The organism is Sneathiella aquimaris, assembly GCF_026409565.1.
GTDB classification, from domain to species: Bacteria; Pseudomonadota; Alphaproteobacteria; order Sneathiellales; family Sneathiellaceae; genus Sneathiella; species Sneathiella aquimaris.
The window spans coordinates 1358585-1374252 of the sequence record NZ_CP112881.1 but is presented as its reverse complement, the minus strand read 5'-3'; the positions used below and the strand labels follow the sequence as shown (position 1 = coordinate 1374252).

Genomic DNA, 15668 nt, shown 5'->3' with positions numbered 1-15668 from the left:
CAAATCATGTTAGCAACACGCACAAAAAAACCCGCCAGCAAAAACCAGCGGGTTTCTTTTTCGACATATCAAAGATTAGATTGCCTTGATAATATCCTCAACCATCTTCTTGGCATCGGCCAAAAGCATCATTGTATTGTCTTTGTAGAACAGGTCGTTGTCGATACCGGCATAACCAGAAGACATAGACCGTTTTACGAACAACACGGTACGTGCTTTATCAACATCCAGAATAGGCATTCCGAAAATCGGGCTTTGTGGATCATCTCTTGCTGCCGGGTTGGTAACGTCATTTGCACCCACGACCAGCGCCACGTCTGCGGTTGAGAAATCAGAATTGATTTCTTCCAACTCAAACACTTCGTCATAAGGCACGTTTGCTTCTGCAAGCAAAACGTTCATATGACCTGGCATACGACCGGCAACCGGATGAATTGCGTAAACAACTTCTACTCCCTCGTCTTTTAAGGCATCAACCATTTCGCGAAGCGCATGCTGTGCCTGAGCAACAGCAAGACCATACCCCGGAACGATTATAACCTTACCCGCATTCTTCATGATAAAGGCTGCGTCGTCCGCTGAACCCGCTTTGAATGGCCGGTCCCCTTTGTCAACAGCTTCGGACGCAGCATCGCCACCAAAACCACCAAGAATAACGCTAAAGAACGATCGGTTCATCGCTTTACACATGATGTAGGACAAGATCGCACCGGAAGAACCAACAAGGGCACCTACAATGATCAAGGCCGTATTCTCAAGCGTAAAGCCAATACCTGCCGCTGCCCAGCCTGAATAGGAATTCAGCATGGAAACAACAACGGGCATATCCGCACCACCGATCGGAATGATAATCAAGAAGCCGATCAGGAAGGCAAGTGCTGTCATACCCCAGAAAATGCTTGGGTTCAGATCAACACAGAACCAGATAATCAGTCCAAGGATACCCAGACCAATGGCCAGGTTGAGCATATGCTGACCCGGGAAAACAACTGGATTACCAGAAACAAGACCCTGAAGTTTGGTAAAGGCAATTACAGACCCTGAGAAGGTAATGGCACCAACGACGATACCGATCGCCATCTCGATCCTGCTGAGAACTGTAAGCTCTCCACTTTCACCAATAATGCCATAGGCCTCTGGATTATAAAACGCGGCAGCAGCAACCAGAACGGCAGCCAAACCAACCAGGGAGTGGAAAGCAGCCACAAGCTGCGGCATGGCTGTCATGGCAATCCGCTGAGCGATAACAGCACCGATTGCACCGCCAACAACGATGCCACCGATGATCCATTCATACGAAAGGACGCTTGGATCAAGAATGGTGACAACCATTGCGATACCCATGCCCAGCATACCCATCACGTTACCGCGACGAGAGCTTTCCGGAGAAGACAGGCCCCTTAGGGCCAGAATGAAGAGAATGGCGGATACCAGATAGGCAAGCGCCGTAAAATTAGCAGACACTGGCTATCCCCCTATTTCTGTTTTTTCTTGTACATGGAGAGCATTCTCTGGGTTACCAGAAAGCCACCAAATATATTGACGGATGCCAGAACGATGGCAATGAAACCAAAGATTTTGGCGAGATTTACCTCTGCAGGACCGGCGGCGATAAGCGCACCAACGATGATAACAGAGGAGATCGCATTGGTAACCGCCATAAGCGGTGTGTGCAATGCAGGTGTTACGCTCCAGACCACATAATATCCGACGAAAATCGCCAGGACAAAAATTGCCAGCCGGAAAACAGTAGGATCGACCATATCCATGATTAGTTTCCTCCCTCTGTCAGAAGTGGGTGAACGATCTTGCCGTCTTTAGTAAGACCAGTGCCCAGGATGATTTCATCTTCCCAATCCATCGCAAGAGAACCGTTCTCTTTATTGATCATGGGTTGCAAGAAGTTCAGCAGGTTTTTGGAGAATAATGCAGAAGCGTCACTGGCAAGACGGCTCGGCACATTATAATGCCCAACAATCAGAACGCCATTTTCTGTTTCAACAATTTCGCCTGGTTTGGACTGAGTCACATTGCCGCCAGCTTCAACCGCCAGATCGACAATCACTGATCCCGGCTTCATAACAGCAAGCATCTCATCAGAAATAAGAATTGGTGCTTCACGGCCCGGAATCAGGGCTGTTGTTATGACAATATCCTGCTTTTTGACATGATCAAAAACAAGGTCTGCCTGTTTCTTCTTGTATTCTTCAGACATTTCCTTGGCATAACCGCCCTCACCGTCACCAGACTCATCACTTTCAACCATGATGAATTTGGCACCGAGGCTTTCGACCTGTTCCTTCGTTGCAGCACGAACGTCTGTTGCTGTCACAATGGCACCCAACCGGCGCGCGGTCGCAATGGCCTGAAGACCGGCAACACCAACCCCCATGATAAAGGCTTTGGCTGGCGCAACTGTACCGGCTGCTGTCATCATCATTGGCATTCCCTTGCCATAGACTGATGCCGCATCCAGAACAGCTTTATAACCTGCCAGATTTGATTGGGATGACAAGACGTCCATTGACTGGGCACGACTTATACGCGGAACCAGCTCCATTGCATGGGCTTCGATACCAGCGTCAGCATAAGCCTGAACTTGATCTTTATTCTGAAGTGGTGCCAGGATTGCAAGGAGGGTGGCCCCCTTTTTCATCATGGATACTTCGTCTGGTCCGCCTTCTGCTTTGGTCAAGGGGCGTTGAACCTTCAGGACGACGTCGGCATCTTTTAGGGCCGCGGCAGCGTCCCCGGCAATAGATGCGCCGGCATCTTTATATTCCTGATCAGAAAAGGAGCTGGTTAGACCAGCGCCTGCTTCTACAATGACTTCAACTCCCAGACCCACAAACTTTTTGACAGTTTCGGGAGAGGCTGCAACACGTTTTTCGTGCTCTCGCCGCTCCTTCGGGATAGCGATTTTCATAATCGATCCTTATCTAGATTTATGATTATTAAAGTGGGTTTGTTCGACGCCCCCGCAAACGTCTCTCGGTAAAACCGCTTCAAAAATAAAGCGGTATCTGCTTTACAATAAGGTCGCGGCCATAATAACCAACAAGACGATCAAAAGCCCCGTGACCCATGTAAACAACTTTACAAAACCAGCATAAGAAGCTTTTTGAGCCTCAATATTCATACTTCCTGGTTCGTACATTTTATCCCTCCATACAGATAATTACTTTTTCGCGTTGCGGTGCAATATAGCAAAACCATCATCTTCGGCAACAAATTGTCGTCACATTTCACAAATTACACGCAAATTCTTCGACTAAATCAAATTCTTCACTTGGCATTATTTAGAAAATCCCCAAGGTTTTCCTAGAGATTTTCCAATTCATCAATAAAGCCTTCAATAACCCCCAAACCTTTTTGCCAAAAAGCTGGATCCGATGCATCCAGGTTAAAAGGCGCCAACAGTTCTTTGTGGCGGAGCGTCCCGCCAGCCTTCAGCATATCAAAGTATTTTGCCTGAAATCCCTCTTCTGCGTCCTGATATACCGCATACAAAGCGTTTACCAAACAATCGCCGAAAGCATAGGCATAGACGTAAAAAGGAGAATGAATAAAGTGCGGGATATATGTCCAGAAATACTGATATTCATCATGCAAACGAATGGCCGGGCCAAGGCTTTCCTTTTGAACATCCATCCAGATCTTCCCAATCTGATCCGGTGACAATTCTTCTTCGCGCCGGGCTGTATGCAACCGGACCTCAAACTCGTAAAAGGCAATTTGGCGGACGACGGTATTGATCATATCCTCAACTTTGCCCGCAAGCATCACGCGGCGCTTGGCTGGATCTTTGGTTTTCTCCAACAGAGCGCGAAAGGTCAACTGCTCGCCGAAAACACTGGCTGTTTCTGCCAGCGTTAGCGGTGTGTCCGATAAAAGTGCCCCTTGTGGGCCAGCCAGAACCTGATGCACGCCATGCCCAAGCTCATGGGCCAATGTCATCACATCCCGGATTTTTCCCTGATAATTCACCAAAAGGTATGGATGTGCACTTGGCACTGTCGGATGAGCGAAGGCACCCGGTGACTTTCCGGGACGAACAGACGCGTCGATCCAAGGCTTGTCAAAAAACTCTTTCCCCAGCGCCGCAAGCTCAGGCGAAAACTGACCGTAGGCTTGCAGAACGGTGTCCCGCGCCTCGTCCCAGGGAATAACACGATCATCATCCTCTGGCAGAGGAGCATTGCGATCCCAATAGTCCAGCTTCTCCTGCCCCATCCATTTTGCCTTCAACGCATAGTAACGGTGGGATAACCGCGGATAGGCCTCCTGAACGGCTGTAGACAATGCCTCTACAACATTATCTTCCACCTGATTTGACAGGTGACGCAGCGTCATGGGAGAAGCGGTCTTACGCCATTCATCCTCGATCGCCTTGTCCTTCGCCAGTGTATTTGTAATCAACGCAAAAAGGCGAATATTACCACCAAATACTTTACCCAGACTTTTCGCAGCCGATTTTCGGATTGCCCCATCCGCGCTCGACAATAAGTGTAAAATCTGCTGCGATGCCATTTCTTCGCCGTTCAAATCAAATTTCAAGCCAGCCATGGTTTCATCAAACAGACGAACCCAGGCACTTCTGCCCGCGATGTCTTTTTCATGAAGCATTGTTTCCAGCGCATCATCGAGTTGATAAGGCTTCATGGCCCGAACATTAGACAGCCAAGGTTCATATTTTTTTAGAGCCTCTACCTCATACAGACCCTGAAGCCTGCTTTCCTCAATCCGGTTCAGCTCCAGCGTGAAAAACAGAAGATCCGTAGAGATACCATTTACCCGCTCCTGCATGGTCTGAAAGAATTTACCGATATCCGGATCGGACATATCCCCTGCATATACCAGATAGGCATAGGACATCACCCGCCCCAATACTTCCTGCAGGTTTTCATATTCGCCGATTGCTGACGCAAGCCCTTTGCCATCAAGATCGTTCAGTTTGCCTTTGTATGTTGCGGAAAACTGTTTCGCTGTTTCCTTGGAATTCTGAATATCCTCCTCCAGTTCAGGGGATTTCCGCGAAGGATACAGATCTGTCAAATCCCATTCCGGTAGGTCTGAGAGAACATTGTCGGACATCGGTAAAGAGCTCCAAATTAGAATGATTATAATTTTTAAATAGTGCGAGTGCGCTAGCTTACAAGGAAATTTGCGCTTGCCGTCGCAATCGGTTTGCTGCGGTCGCTTTGCCAGGCCCGCACGCGCATGTTAGCAATCCTGCGCCCCGGCTTTGTAATAACCGCCGCGGCATAAGAAACTTCCAGTTTTGCGGATCTCAAATATTCAACAGTCAGGTTAATGATCTTCGGAACCTGAGTCACATCATCCTGTGTCGCCAGCATGTGAACAAGTGCGGTACTTTCCAGAAAAGCACCAACAATGCCACCGTGCAATGCCGGAAGAACAGGGTTCCCGATAAACCGCTTATTTTTGGGAAGAACACAAATGATCTCATCATCCGTTTCTTCAACCTCCAGCCCTAAATAGGTAAAATAGGGAATGACATTGGACATCAAGGCCCAATCGCGCTCCTGCTTGGCTTTTTGGATGATTTTCAAAAATTCTTCAGACGTTAAATCAGCCATTTTTTGCCTCCATTTCCTTGGACGCAACATCGAGCGATTTCGTCGGCGTTGATTGCAGCATAAATGTACTCACGCTATTCGCAACAGGATCGTCGGGATCGCTGTGATAGGCAACTGACCGGACAAAGGCAATTTGCTTCGTCATTCTGTAGCAATAGGCATGTGCGTAAAGGTCCTCTCCAGGCGTCGCTGGTTTCAGATAATCAATCCGCAAGTCAAGTGTCGCAATCGGAATGTATTTTTTTAGTTTTACATAAATGCACATTCCTGAAGCTGAATCGATCAGAGTCGTCATTATACCGCCGTGCAGAATGCCGTTCACCGGATTTCCGGCAAAGCGGTCATCATAGGGGAGCATCATCACGACACCACTATCACTCAACTGTGCAACCTTAACCCCGATATCTCCACATTGCGGAATGCCTGTATCGATGATCGATTGGATTTGCGATATGTCAAAACCGTCCGACATAAACTTATTCTTCCTTTATATATTTTTTATACCAGTCAACGAATTTCGGAATGCCATCTTCCAGTTTGGTTGACGGATGATAACCTACATCTTTCTGAAGACTATCAATATCAGCGTAGGTTTCTTTTACGTCCCCTTTTTGCATCGGCAAAAACTCTGTTTCGGCCTTGATACCCCATGCTTCTTCCAGTGTAGAAACCAGTGTCATCAGAGGTTCAGAGCGATGGTTACCAATGTTATAAACCGAATAGGGCGGGGAGTCTGAACCACCATCGGCGGGTGCTTTCCTTAAGACCTTGATGATACCATTGACGATATCATCGATATAGGTGAAATCGCGCCGCATATCGCCATTGTTAAAGATTTTGATTTTACGGCCTTTCAGCATTGCATCCGAAAAAAGCCAATATGCCATATCCGGCCGGCCCCAAGGCCCATACACCGTAAAAAATCTAAGGCCCGTAGTCGGCAATCGATATAAATGACTATAACAATGGGCCATCAGTTCATTGGATTTCTTTGTCGCCGCATACAAGGACACCGGTTTGTCGACGGACTGATCCACCGAATAGGGTAGCTCTTTATTACCCCCATAAACAGAACTGGAACTTGCATAAACCAGGTGATCCAGCGTCTCAAGGCTCCGGCAATATTCTAATATTGACAAAAACCCGACAAGGTTTGATTCTGCATACTCAAAAGGATGAGAAAGGCTGTAGCGAACCCCGGCCTGCGCTGCCAAATGAACAACAGACCTCACAGGATCGTTTGATAAGCATTCTTTTAACTCATCCGCCTTTGCGATATCCTGTTTGTGAAACGTAAATTTCTCGAAACCCGTTAATTCACTTAATCGAGCCTTCTTGAGATTAACATCATAATAGTCGTTCAGATTATCAATACCGACCACGGTTTCACCCGCTTCCAAAAGGGCTTTGGAAACATGCATTCCAATGAAACCTGCCGCACCCGTCACCAATATTGTCATTCTTTTTGAGTTCCTTAGCAACCAACCAACAGAGTGTAGCGTAGATATCTGATCCCCATAAACTGTTTATCGCTCACAAATGTCAAAAAAAATATGACGGGTAATATTCTTTCTAAATGTCAGCACTATTGACCTTTTTTGATTATGCTGTTATTTTTTATATATTATAAAAAGTAAATTTGTGTGTATGGGAGCCGAAGATGCAACTAGCAGATGTTACACTCAACGATAAATACGAGCTCGAAAAGGGCCGGATTTTTTTAACCGGTATTCAAGCGCTCGTGCGGCTACCACTCATGCAACGAGCGCGGGACCGGGCAGCTGGCTTAAATACTGCCGGTTTCATCTCGGGATATCGCGGCTCTCCGTTGGGCGGATATGATCAGGCACTCTGGGCCATCAATCCGCTCCTCAAGAAAAACCATATTCATTTTGAGCCTGGTGTAAACGAGGACCTCGCCGCAACCGCCGTGTGGGGGAGCCAGCAGCTCAACATGTATAAAGGCGCCCATTATGACGGCGTTTTCGGTCTCTGGTACGGTAAAGGCCCCGGCGTTGATCGGACAGGCGACGTGTTCCGCCACGCAAATTCAAACGGAACATCCAGGCTTGGGGGTGTTCTGGCTCTCGCAGGCGACGACCATGGAATCGTCTCCTCCACCGTTGCCCACCAAAGTGAACATGGCTTCATTGGCTGGATGATGCCGGTGCTTAATCCATCCAATGTGCAGGAAGTCTTGGATTATGGCCTAATCGGCATCGAAATGTCCCGATATTCTGGCCTGTGGGTTGGTTTTAAATGTGTGTCGGAAACCATCGAAGGCGGTGCCTCGGTGTATGTCGACCCGGATCGGGTTCAGATAAAACGACCGGACATTGAGCTGCCACCCGGTGGCTTAAACATTCGCGGTGGCGACAATCGATTTGAACAAGAAGTGCGCCTCAACGAACACAAAATTTATGCCGCGCGTGAATTTGCCCGTTTGAACCATCTGGACAAGGTCGTTATGGACTCCCCTAAACGGCGGTTCGGTATCGTCAGTACCGGCAAAGCCTATCTGGATGTCCGGCAGGCGTTAAAGGATCTGGGTATTGATGACGATCTGGCCGCAGAAATCGGCCTGACCGTTTACAAGGTCGGTATGCCTTGGCCACTGGATCCACAAGGCGTTCGTCAGTTTGCCGAAGGCCTCGAAGAAGTTCTTGTAGTTGAAGAAAAAAGAGCTCTCATCGAAAATCAGATGAAGGAACAGTTATATAACTGGGATACTGGCATTCGGCCCCGAATTATCGGTGAATTTGACGATGCTGGAAAACATATCCTTCCTTCTGCCGGTGAATTAACACCTGCAACAGTCGCACGGGTAATTGCCGCCCGCATCCGTCGTTTTTATACATCTGAATCAGTTGAAAAACGCCTCGCCTTCCTTGATAAAAAGGAACAGCAACTTAACCAGTCGCCGGCGAAAATCTCGCGAACCCCGTTTTATTGCTCAGGCTGCCCACATAATACATCGACGGTTGTTCCGGACGGCAGTCGGGCAGTTGCAGGTATCGGGTGCCACTACATGGTGACCTGGATGAACCGCAATACAAACGAGTTTACCCAAATGGGCGGTGAGGGTGTTCCTTGGGTCGGACAGCAGCATTTTACTGACGAAAAACATATTTTCGCAAATCTGGGCGATGGTACCTACCATCATTCTGGTTTGCTTGCCATCCGGCAGGCAATTTCAGCCAAAGCAAATATCACCTATAAAATCCTATACAATGATGCGGTCGCCATGACCGGTGGGCAACCTTTGGAAGACCAGCTTACGCCTTGGCAGATTGCGCAGCAGGTTGCCGGTGAAGGCGTCAAAACCATCCGGATTGTCTCAGACGAGCCGGACAAATATCCGTCCAGCATCAACTGGCCAAAAGGAACAACTTTTCACCACCGGGACGATCTGGACGCCGTGCAAAAATCATTGCGCGAAGTCGAGGGCGTCACCATCCTACTTTATGATCAGACCTGCGCAGCTGAAAAGCGCCGCCGCCGTAAACGCGGGACCTTCCCGGACCCGGCGAAACGGGTCATGATTAATGATCTGGTTTGTGAAGGCTGCGGTGATTGTTCCGTTAAATCCAACTGTATTTCCGTCGAGCCGCTGGAAACAGAATTTGGCCGCAAAAGAACAATCAACCAGTCGTCCTGTAACAAAGACTTTTCTTGCGTCAAAGGCTTCTGCCCCAGTTTCGTGACCATCGAAGGCGGACAACTGCGCAAACCCGAAAAAAGTGCCTTAAGCGATCCCGCTCAGGATGTTCCGATGCCAACCTTAAAAGGCGTGGATCAACCTTACCGTATTCTGATTACCGGGATCGGCGGAACCGGTGTTGTCACGATCGGTGCGCTTTTGGGGATGGCCGCCCATCTCGAAAGCAAGGGTGTGACAGTTCTGGATCAGGCAGGTCTCGCGCAAAAAGGCGGGGCAGTTACAAGCCATATTCATATCGCCAAAACCCCTGAGCAGATAAACTCTGTTCGTATTCCAGCGGGTCGCGCAGATCTATTGATTGGTTGTGACATGGTTGTCGCTGGCTCTTATGACTCGCTTGCAAAACTGGATAAAGGCATTGCCCATGCGGTCGTAAACTCTCATCCGGCACCCACAATGGACTTTACCTTAAATCCAGACGCCCCCTTCCCTGTACAGGACACTCTGGATCATATTCAGGAAGCTGTCGGAAAAGAGGCCTGCCATCTGATCGAAGCAAGCGAGATTGCAACGACCTTGATGGGAGATGCCATCGCCACTAATCTCTTTATGTTGGGATATGCCTGGCAAAAAGGGTTCGTTCCTTTGGAGCTGGACTCCCTTCTCAAAGCTATCGAACTGAACGGCGTTGCCATTGACGCAAATAAAAAGGCGTTTTCATGGGGGCGTGCAATGGCCCATAACCCGGACCTTGTGCTGAAAGAAGTACAGAAAATTACTGGTCCAGAAACTACGGAAGAGCCAGCAACAGATATTGAAGACATTATCCAGCGCCGGATTGCCTTCCTGACTGATTATCAAAATACATCCTATGCTGACCGCTTTAATCAGTTGGTTCGGATTGTTCAAAAAACCGAACAGGCTGTTATTGGTAACAGCAGTCAATTGACGGAAGCTACCGCCCGGTCATTCTTTAAGTTTATGGCCTACAAAGATGAGTATGAGGTTGCCCGCCTGCACACACAAACTGGCTTCCTTGAGAAAGTCGATCGTATGATGGACGGTGACTACAAAGTAAAATATCACCTTGCCCCTCCTCTATTTGCGAAAAAAGATCCAGAGACAGGCCATTTGCGCAAGCAGGAATTTGGCCCGGCAACAGCAAAACTGTTCCGCTTCATCGCCAAATTTAAAGGTCTGCGCGGAACAGCCTTGGATCCGTTCGGCAAAACACAGGAACGCAAGATGGAACGCCAGCTGATCGTCGATTTCGAAACAACAATTTTGGAATTGATTGAAAACCTGAACACGGCCAATCATGCACTTGCCACCGAAATAGCAGCCCTCCCCATGCAAGTCCGCGGATATGGGCATGTCAAAGAAGCGGCTGTTAAAACTTATTACGCCGAAACAAGTAACCTGCTGAGCCAGCTGAAAAACCCGGCTCCGCAGGCAACCGCGGCGGAATAAGGTTCAGATTGGGAAGGGCGTTCGCGCCCTTCCGATACCTTGAAACTTTATGGGCCTGGCGCATATGAACTTCTCGCATCGTCGTTTTTTGAGTTTCCAGAAGCAGCGTATAGCGGTTTCAAACCGACCATCAGGGTCCGAATAAGACGCGCGGCATCCATATTCATTTCAACCTTTTCCAGGTCTCCCTCTGCCAGTCCTTCGTGCCGGCTTGCAGCACTGGTCAACAGACGCGTAACATCCTTTTCGGACAAGTATTCCTTTCGAACACATTCCTGTATCAGAAATTCGACGATTGTAAGGGCAGCGAACCCCGCTGTTTCTTGAGAAAAATGCGTCATGTTCCATTTATCGAAAAAGGCCGCCCCTAAGTTTTAGGGCGACCTTTTGCACTTAATACGTGTTTTTTAAGTTTCAAGCGTTATTCTGCAGGAACGGCAACCCAGTGACCATCCAGAGACAGATATTCCTGTCCATCCTTGCGATAGAAGCTATCAGAACCCGCCTTTTTCAGAACTGCCAGCATGGCAGGCAACGACTGCCCCTGTGCTTCCAGTTTAGCAATCACCTTCTGTGGTCCTAGCTGGTCTAGCAATTCAAAAGGCCCTTTTGCCCAACCAAACCCCCAACGCATGGCGCGGTCGATATTAACAACATCATCAGCGATTTCAGGAACAAGATCCGCAGCATAAAGAAGCGTGCCCCCCATAATATCCCAGACAAGCTTGCTTTCCGCATCGTCGCCAAAGAAAACTGTTTCTGTAGCAGCATGCACCGGCGACAGTTCAATCTTTTCTGCAGCCCGCCATACCTGGTCCGTCAGGTCAAAAATTTCTTTGGTTTTTGTTCCATCCTCAGACACATTTAGGCGATAAAAACCGCCTTTGGCTTTGCGGCCCAATTGACCCCGTTCCAACATCGCCTGTTCAGCATCCGGAAAAGACGTAAAGGACCGCCCCACATCTTCTGCTGGAAGATTTACCTGCAAATTTTTACCAACTAAATCCATAATATCCAGACCGATCAAATCGATCAGGCCATACAGACCGGTAGGAGGAAGGCCCACTGGTTTTGATAATAGAGCGTCCACCTTTTCCATTGGCATACCGGCGTTTAATGCTGCCTGTGCCTTATGCAGGCCTGACAGCATGAAGAAACAGCCAATTCGGTTGCCAATAAAATTCACGGTATCCTTGGCATACACAACGCCTTTGCCCAGTTTGTTCGCACAAAAATCCGCAAGCGCATCCGTCACATCCGCTGTAGTGTCTTCCCCCGGGATCAGCTCCATCAACCGCATAATTTTCACTGGATTAAAAAAATGGGTTACCACAATGTCTTTGCGGAGGCGTTCGGGCATACCTGTTGCGATATCTTTTAGTGGAATACCGGATGTATTAGTCGATACAACGGACCCTTCTTTTCGAAGCGGCTCCAGCTTTTCAAAAAGGCTACGTTTGGTTTCAAGGTCTTCAATGATCGCTTCACAAATCCAGTCATAATTTGCAATTTCTTCAAGGTCGCCCTCAAAACTGCCAAGGCTGATTTTATCTGCAGACGCTGGATTTTCAAACGCAGGGGGGCGAATGGTTTTCATTCTTTCCAATGACGCCTCTGCCGCTTCTCTCGTTACGTCAAGCAAGAGCACGTCTGCACCCGCATCTGCAGCTGCTGCAGCGATTCCAAGACCCATGGTTCCGCCGCCCAATACGGCTACTGATGTCACACTTCTTGTCATTTTCTTTCCTCAAGACAGCCGGGATTCTCATCCCTGATTAATTCATGTCCTGAGTTACCATTTTGATGGCCAAAACGAAATGTAAATATACTGTTTCTTCTTTAAACCGCCGTTCTTCGGTGATCTTTTTTACGAATTATCTGAAAGGATGCATTCGCCCTTGAAATGGGCTTATCCCCAGCCAGAACAAGACATTGCGCGAAACACAAACGTCCCCCTGTCTTTAAGACTTCCGTATCGAATAACAGTAAATCTTTAATTTGCCCGCTATCGATAAAGTCCGTGGATAGAGAAACCGTTACAAGCCCCCCAATATCGTCCAATTGATGCGCACAGGACAATCCCATTGCATTATCCGCAAGTGCAGTAATCAATCCGCCATGAACGAAACCACGACTATTGCAATGGGCTTCATCTGCAATAAGCGCCAATTGAATACGATCCTCTAGAATGCGGGAGTACAACGGCTCCCAGGGGTCCGTAAAACGGCTTTGACGAAAGTGATGGGTAAAACCAGACGGTAAACGAGCGGTTCTTGACATGGTGTTTCCATTTTATTGCTTGTTGTTATATAGACCAGTCACTATAATACAAAAATATATTATGAATAGCAAATAAACATGTCACGGCAAAACGCAAACCTAAACCGATCCAAAATTCTTCAAACCGCCATCCGATTGTTCAGGCGACAAGGATACGCGGCTACAGGGCTTCAAGAAATACTGGCGGTCAGCAAAGCACCGAAAGGCTCACTCTACTACTATTTTCCAAAGGGGAAGGAAGAACTGGCGGCAGCCGCAATTCACGCCGCCGGCAAAAGGGTAACCGCAACCTTGCAAACGATCGAAAACAAGACCTCAACAACGGAAGGGTTTCTGATAGCGTATAGTGACCAATTGGCTCATTGGATGGCATTATCGGGGTATAAGGATGGTTGTCCGATTTCGACTGTTCTTTTGGAACAAACCCCCGGCTCTCCCCTGATCACTGCCGCTGGTCAGGCAAGTTTTGCAGAATGGAAGAAAATTTTATACCGCATATTGGCGCGCGATGGCCTGAAACATGACAAGGCGATGGAGCAAACAGATATCATTATGTCGATGATACAGGGAGCAATCCTACTTAGCCGAGTCGAACAATCCGCGCGCCCCCTTGAATCCATCGGACAGTATAAAATACCAAGCTGAAGGCACCCCTCTCGTCCAATAGACATTACTTCACGACATCTGCATATTCTTCCCAAGCAGGGGTCAAGTCACAGAGGGAGTACCGATTAAAAGGCAGTCGGCGACGACGGGCCAAGCCCTGCATCGGCATATCGAAACTCTTTACGGTCCGGCACCGCCCTCTGTCATTCCAATTTTTTAAAAGGCGTCCCCTTCCGCCGGTATATCATCTTCCTCTTCTGGCGTTTCAGACGGCGGAACTTCAAGCATACCCAAGGCGTGCTTATACAGGTCAATCATATATTCCTGTTCTTGATAATCGGCTTTATCCATTTTGCGCAGCCGTAGAATTGCCCGCATGGCCTTTACATCAAAGCCGGTTCCCTTTGCTTCAGCAAAAATTTCCTTTATGTCATCTGCGAGTGCTTTTTTCTCTTCTTCCAGTCGTTCGATCCGCTCAATATAGGATCGCAAATGATCCGCTGCTACGCCGCCAACGTCAGCCATACTTTACCTCTTTACTTTCAGTATATTTGGATAAGATACCAACCTGATCTTAGTGACCAGGATGGCTGGTTTTGAATTTTTCTTTCTGTTCATCAGTTGCTTCAGCCTGATGCTTGGACTTCCATTCTTCATAGGGCATGCCATACACGATTTCACGGGCTTGCGCCTTGTCCATTTCCAGGCCAGCCTCTTCAGCCGCTTCCTGATACCAGTTTGACAAGCAATTACGGCAAAATCCCGCAAGGTTCATCAAATCAATATTCTGAACGTCCGTCCGTGCCTGTAAATGCTCTCGTAAGCGGCGAAAGGCTGCGGCTTCCAGTTTCAATGTAGTTTCATCTGTCATTTTATGCTCCCGGACTCTTGAAAATTTGTTCTCAGTTTAGGCCTGTTATCGTCTCTTGCAAGACCTGATCCACAACAGCATTCAATGCCTTTCGGTTTTCCATACCATCTTTACGCGCCTGATGATACGTCGCCAATTGGCGTTCCGCAGATGTTCCCCGCGACAGGATCGTTCGTGCGTGCAGAACTTCCTCCAAACAACCAAGTGCTTCGGCGTCTTCACGAACCAACTCAATAATTTCTTCAATCAACTCGCTGGTTTTCACCTGCCCCGGTATTCCCAGATCAATCAGGCTGCCCTCCACGCCAAATCGCTGGGCAAGCCAACGATTTTCCGCAACCAACGTCGCAGGATAGATACGCCAGCGCTGATTTTTCCGGCGTAGCCGATAAAGCATACGCAACAAGGAAGAATACAAAGCCGCGATGCAAAGCGTGTCCTCGACCAATGAACAGACATCGGTCATGCGCATTTCCAAAGTTGGGAATTTGGACGACGGCCGCAAATCCCACCAGATCTTGGACCCGTCTTCAATAGAACCGGCTTCAACCATGGTGCTGACAAGCCGTTCAAATTCACCGTAACTATCAAACCGATCCGGAACACCTGTTCTCGGAAGGCTGTCGAAGACACTAAGCCGGTATGATTTAAGGCCACTTACTTCCCCTCGCCAAAAAGGCGAAGAGGTGCTGAGCGCAAGCAAGTGAGGCAGAAAATAAGAAACCTGGTTCATCAGATCGATCCGCAGTTCCTGATCCTCGATACCGCAATGTACGTGCATCCCGCAAATCATCAGGCGTCTGACAACCGCCTGCAAATCTTGTGCAATTACATCATACCGCTCTTTCGCCGTATGTTTCAGCAAATGCCAATCCGCGAAAGGGTGGGTAGACGCCGCCATAAGCTTCAAGTCATAGCTTTCCACCACCTCTGAAACGGTTGATCTCAGCTCTCCCAACGCGTCACGGGCTTCTGTGATATTGGCACATACCCGTGTTCCGATCTCCAACTGAGAACGCAAAAATTCTGGCGTCACCTGATGATCAGGCAACCGCTTTTGACACTCAACCAGAATTTCTGCTGGCGGATCGATCGCCAGATCCCGGGTTTCAGGATCAACAAGCAAATATTCTTCTTCGATACCGATGGTGAAGCCGGGCTCTTTCACTGTCATTGAAAC

At 48.3% G+C, this 15668-nt stretch carries 15 protein-coding genes and 1 pseudogene; 2 read left to right on the top strand and 14 right to left on the bottom strand.

Annotated features, from left to right (window positions below):
* Positions 1-75: 75 nt before the first annotated feature.
* The 8 genes and pseudogenes from OIR97_RS06300 to OIR97_RS06265 all read right to left on the bottom strand — a co-directional run bounded on the left by OIR97_RS06300 (position 76) and on the right by OIR97_RS06265 (position 7060).
* Positions 76-1464, bottom strand: a complete 1389-nt coding sequence (locus tag OIR97_RS06300) for an NAD(P)(+) transhydrogenase (Re/Si-specific) subunit beta (RefSeq protein ID WP_169544731.1) — start codon at positions 1462-1464, stop codon at positions 76-78.
* Positions 1465-1475: 11 nt separating this feature from the next.
* A pseudogene (locus tag OIR97_RS06295) lies at positions 1476-1760 on the bottom strand (NAD(P) transhydrogenase subunit alpha); the annotation flags it as partial.
* Positions 1761-1771: 11 nt separating this feature from the next.
* Complete coding sequence (locus tag OIR97_RS06290) at positions 1772-2926, bottom strand: Re/Si-specific NAD(P)(+) transhydrogenase subunit alpha (RefSeq protein WP_169544730.1); 1155 nt, start codon at positions 2924-2926, stop codon at positions 1772-1774.
* Between the two features lie 102 nt (positions 2927-3028).
* On the bottom strand, positions 3029-3157 hold the full coding sequence (locus OIR97_RS06285; RefSeq protein ID WP_169544729.1) for an aa3-type cytochrome c oxidase subunit IV: 129 nt from the start codon (positions 3155-3157) through the stop codon (positions 3029-3031).
* Positions 3158-3321: 164 nt separating this feature from the next.
* Positions 3322-5094: a M3 family oligoendopeptidase gene (locus OIR97_RS06280; RefSeq protein ID WP_169544728.1), complete on the bottom strand. Its 1773-nt coding sequence runs from the start codon at positions 5092-5094 to the stop codon at positions 3322-3324.
* 53 nt (positions 5095-5147) lie between these two features.
* Positions 5148-5600: a PaaI family thioesterase gene (locus OIR97_RS06275; RefSeq protein ID WP_219821676.1), complete on the bottom strand. Its 453-nt coding sequence runs from the start codon at positions 5598-5600 to the stop codon at positions 5148-5150.
* The gene (locus OIR97_RS06270; protein ID WP_169544727.1) at positions 5593-6072 is read right to left on the bottom strand and encodes a PaaI family thioesterase; all 480 of its coding nucleotides are present in this window, start codon (positions 6070-6072) and stop codon (positions 5593-5595) included. The genes OIR97_RS06275 and OIR97_RS06270 overlap by 8 nt, the downstream gene beginning before the upstream one ends.
* 4 nt (positions 6073-6076) lie before the next feature.
* On the bottom strand, positions 6077-7060 hold the full coding sequence (locus tag OIR97_RS06265) for an NAD-dependent epimerase/dehydratase family protein (protein WP_169544726.1): 984 nt from the start codon (positions 7058-7060) through the stop codon (positions 6077-6079).
* 200 nt (positions 7061-7260) lie between these two features.
* Between OIR97_RS06265 and OIR97_RS06260 the strand changes: the two genes are divergently transcribed.
* Positions 7261-10731 carry an indolepyruvate ferredoxin oxidoreductase family protein gene (locus tag OIR97_RS06260; RefSeq protein ID WP_169544725.1) on the top strand — a complete coding sequence of 1157 codons (3471 nt, stop codon included), beginning with the start codon at positions 7261-7263 and terminating at the stop codon, positions 10729-10731.
* Positions 10732-10778: 47 nt separating this feature from the next.
* Here OIR97_RS06260 and OIR97_RS06255 read toward each other — a convergent pair whose 3' ends face one another.
* The 3 genes from OIR97_RS06255 to OIR97_RS06245 form a co-directional block, all read right to left on the bottom strand.
* Positions 10779-11072 (bottom strand): hypothetical protein, encoded by a 294-nt coding sequence (locus OIR97_RS06255; RefSeq protein ID WP_169544724.1) that lies wholly within the window; start codon positions 11070-11072, stop codon positions 10779-10781.
* An 80-nt stretch (positions 11073-11152) separates the two neighbouring features.
* Positions 11153-12469, bottom strand: coding sequence for a 3-hydroxyacyl-CoA dehydrogenase (locus OIR97_RS06250; protein ID WP_169544723.1), 1317 nt, complete (start codon positions 12467-12469; stop codon positions 11153-11155).
* Positions 12470-12570: 101 nt separating this feature from the next.
* Positions 12571-13011, bottom strand: a complete 441-nt coding sequence (locus OIR97_RS06245; protein ID WP_169544722.1) for a PaaI family thioesterase — start codon at positions 13009-13011, stop codon at positions 12571-12573.
* Between the two features lie 78 nt (positions 13012-13089).
* On the opposite strand from OIR97_RS06245, the gene OIR97_RS06240 reads away from it, so the two are divergent.
* Positions 13090-13656, top strand: coding sequence for a TetR/AcrR family transcriptional regulator (locus OIR97_RS06240; protein ID WP_169544721.1), 567 nt, complete (start codon positions 13090-13092; stop codon positions 13654-13656).
* Positions 13657-13833: 177 nt separating this feature from the next.
* Here OIR97_RS06240 and OIR97_RS06235 read toward each other — a convergent pair whose 3' ends face one another.
* Genes OIR97_RS06235 through OIR97_RS06225 form a run of 3 tightly spaced genes read right to left on the bottom strand, consistent with a single transcriptional unit; the run spans position 13834 to position 15656 of the window.
* A complete protein-coding gene (locus OIR97_RS06235; protein WP_169544720.1) occupies positions 13834-14142 on the bottom strand; it encodes a DUF2312 domain-containing protein in 309 nt (102 codons plus the stop codon).
* Positions 14143-14191: 49 nt separating this feature from the next.
* Positions 14192-14488 (bottom strand): DUF1244 domain-containing protein, encoded by a 297-nt coding sequence (locus OIR97_RS06230; protein WP_169544719.1) that lies wholly within the window; start codon positions 14486-14488, stop codon positions 14192-14194.
* Positions 14489-14519: 31 nt separating this feature from the next.
* Positions 14520-15656: a carboxylate-amine ligase gene (locus tag OIR97_RS06225; protein ID WP_169545816.1), complete on the bottom strand. Its 1137-nt coding sequence runs from the start codon at positions 15654-15656 to the stop codon at positions 14520-14522.
* Between the last annotated feature and the right edge of the window lie 12 nt (positions 15657-15668).

Bases quoted from the DNA above. Each gene is read 5' to 3' on its own strand.
- OIR97_RS06290 (WP_169544730.1), bottom strand. From the start codon at position 2,926: ATGAAAATCGCTATCCCGAAGGAGCGGCGAGAGCACGAAAAACGTGTT.
- OIR97_RS06285 (WP_169544729.1), bottom strand. From the start codon at position 3,157: ATGTACGAACCAGGAAGTATGAATATTGAGGCTCAAAAAGCTTCTTAT.
- OIR97_RS06280 (WP_169544728.1), bottom strand. From the start codon at position 5,094: ATGTCCGACAATGTTCTCTCAGACCTACCGGAATGGGATTTGACAGAT.
- OIR97_RS06275 (WP_219821676.1), bottom strand. From the start codon at position 5,600: ATGGCTGATTTAACGTCTGAAGAATTTTTGAAAATCATCCAAAAAGCC.
- OIR97_RS06270 (WP_169544727.1), bottom strand. From the start codon at position 6,072: ATGTCGGACGGTTTTGACATATCGCAAATCCAATCGATCATCGATACA.
- OIR97_RS06265 (WP_169544726.1), bottom strand. From the start codon at position 7,060: ATGACAATATTGGTGACGGGTGCGGCAGGTTTCATTGGAATGCATGTT.
- OIR97_RS06260 (WP_169544725.1), top strand. From the start codon at position 7,261: ATGCAACTAGCAGATGTTACACTCAACGATAAATACGAGCTCGAAAAG.
- OIR97_RS06255 (WP_169544724.1), bottom strand. From the start codon at position 11,072: ATGACGCATTTTTCTCAAGAAACAGCGGGGTTCGCTGCCCTTACAATC.
- OIR97_RS06250 (WP_169544723.1), bottom strand. From the start codon at position 12,469: ATGACAAGAAGTGTGACATCAGTAGCCGTATTGGGCGGCGGAACCATG.
- OIR97_RS06245 (WP_169544722.1), bottom strand. From the start codon at position 13,011: ATGTCAAGAACCGCTCGTTTACCGTCTGGTTTTACCCATCACTTTCGT.
- OIR97_RS06240 (WP_169544721.1), top strand. From the start codon at position 13,090: ATGTCACGGCAAAACGCAAACCTAAACCGATCCAAAATTCTTCAAACC.
- OIR97_RS06235 (WP_169544720.1), bottom strand. From the start codon at position 14,142: ATGGCTGACGTTGGCGGCGTAGCAGCGGATCATTTGCGATCCTATATT.
- OIR97_RS06230 (WP_169544719.1), bottom strand. From the start codon at position 14,488: ATGACAGATGAAACTACATTGAAACTGGAAGCCGCAGCCTTTCGCCGC.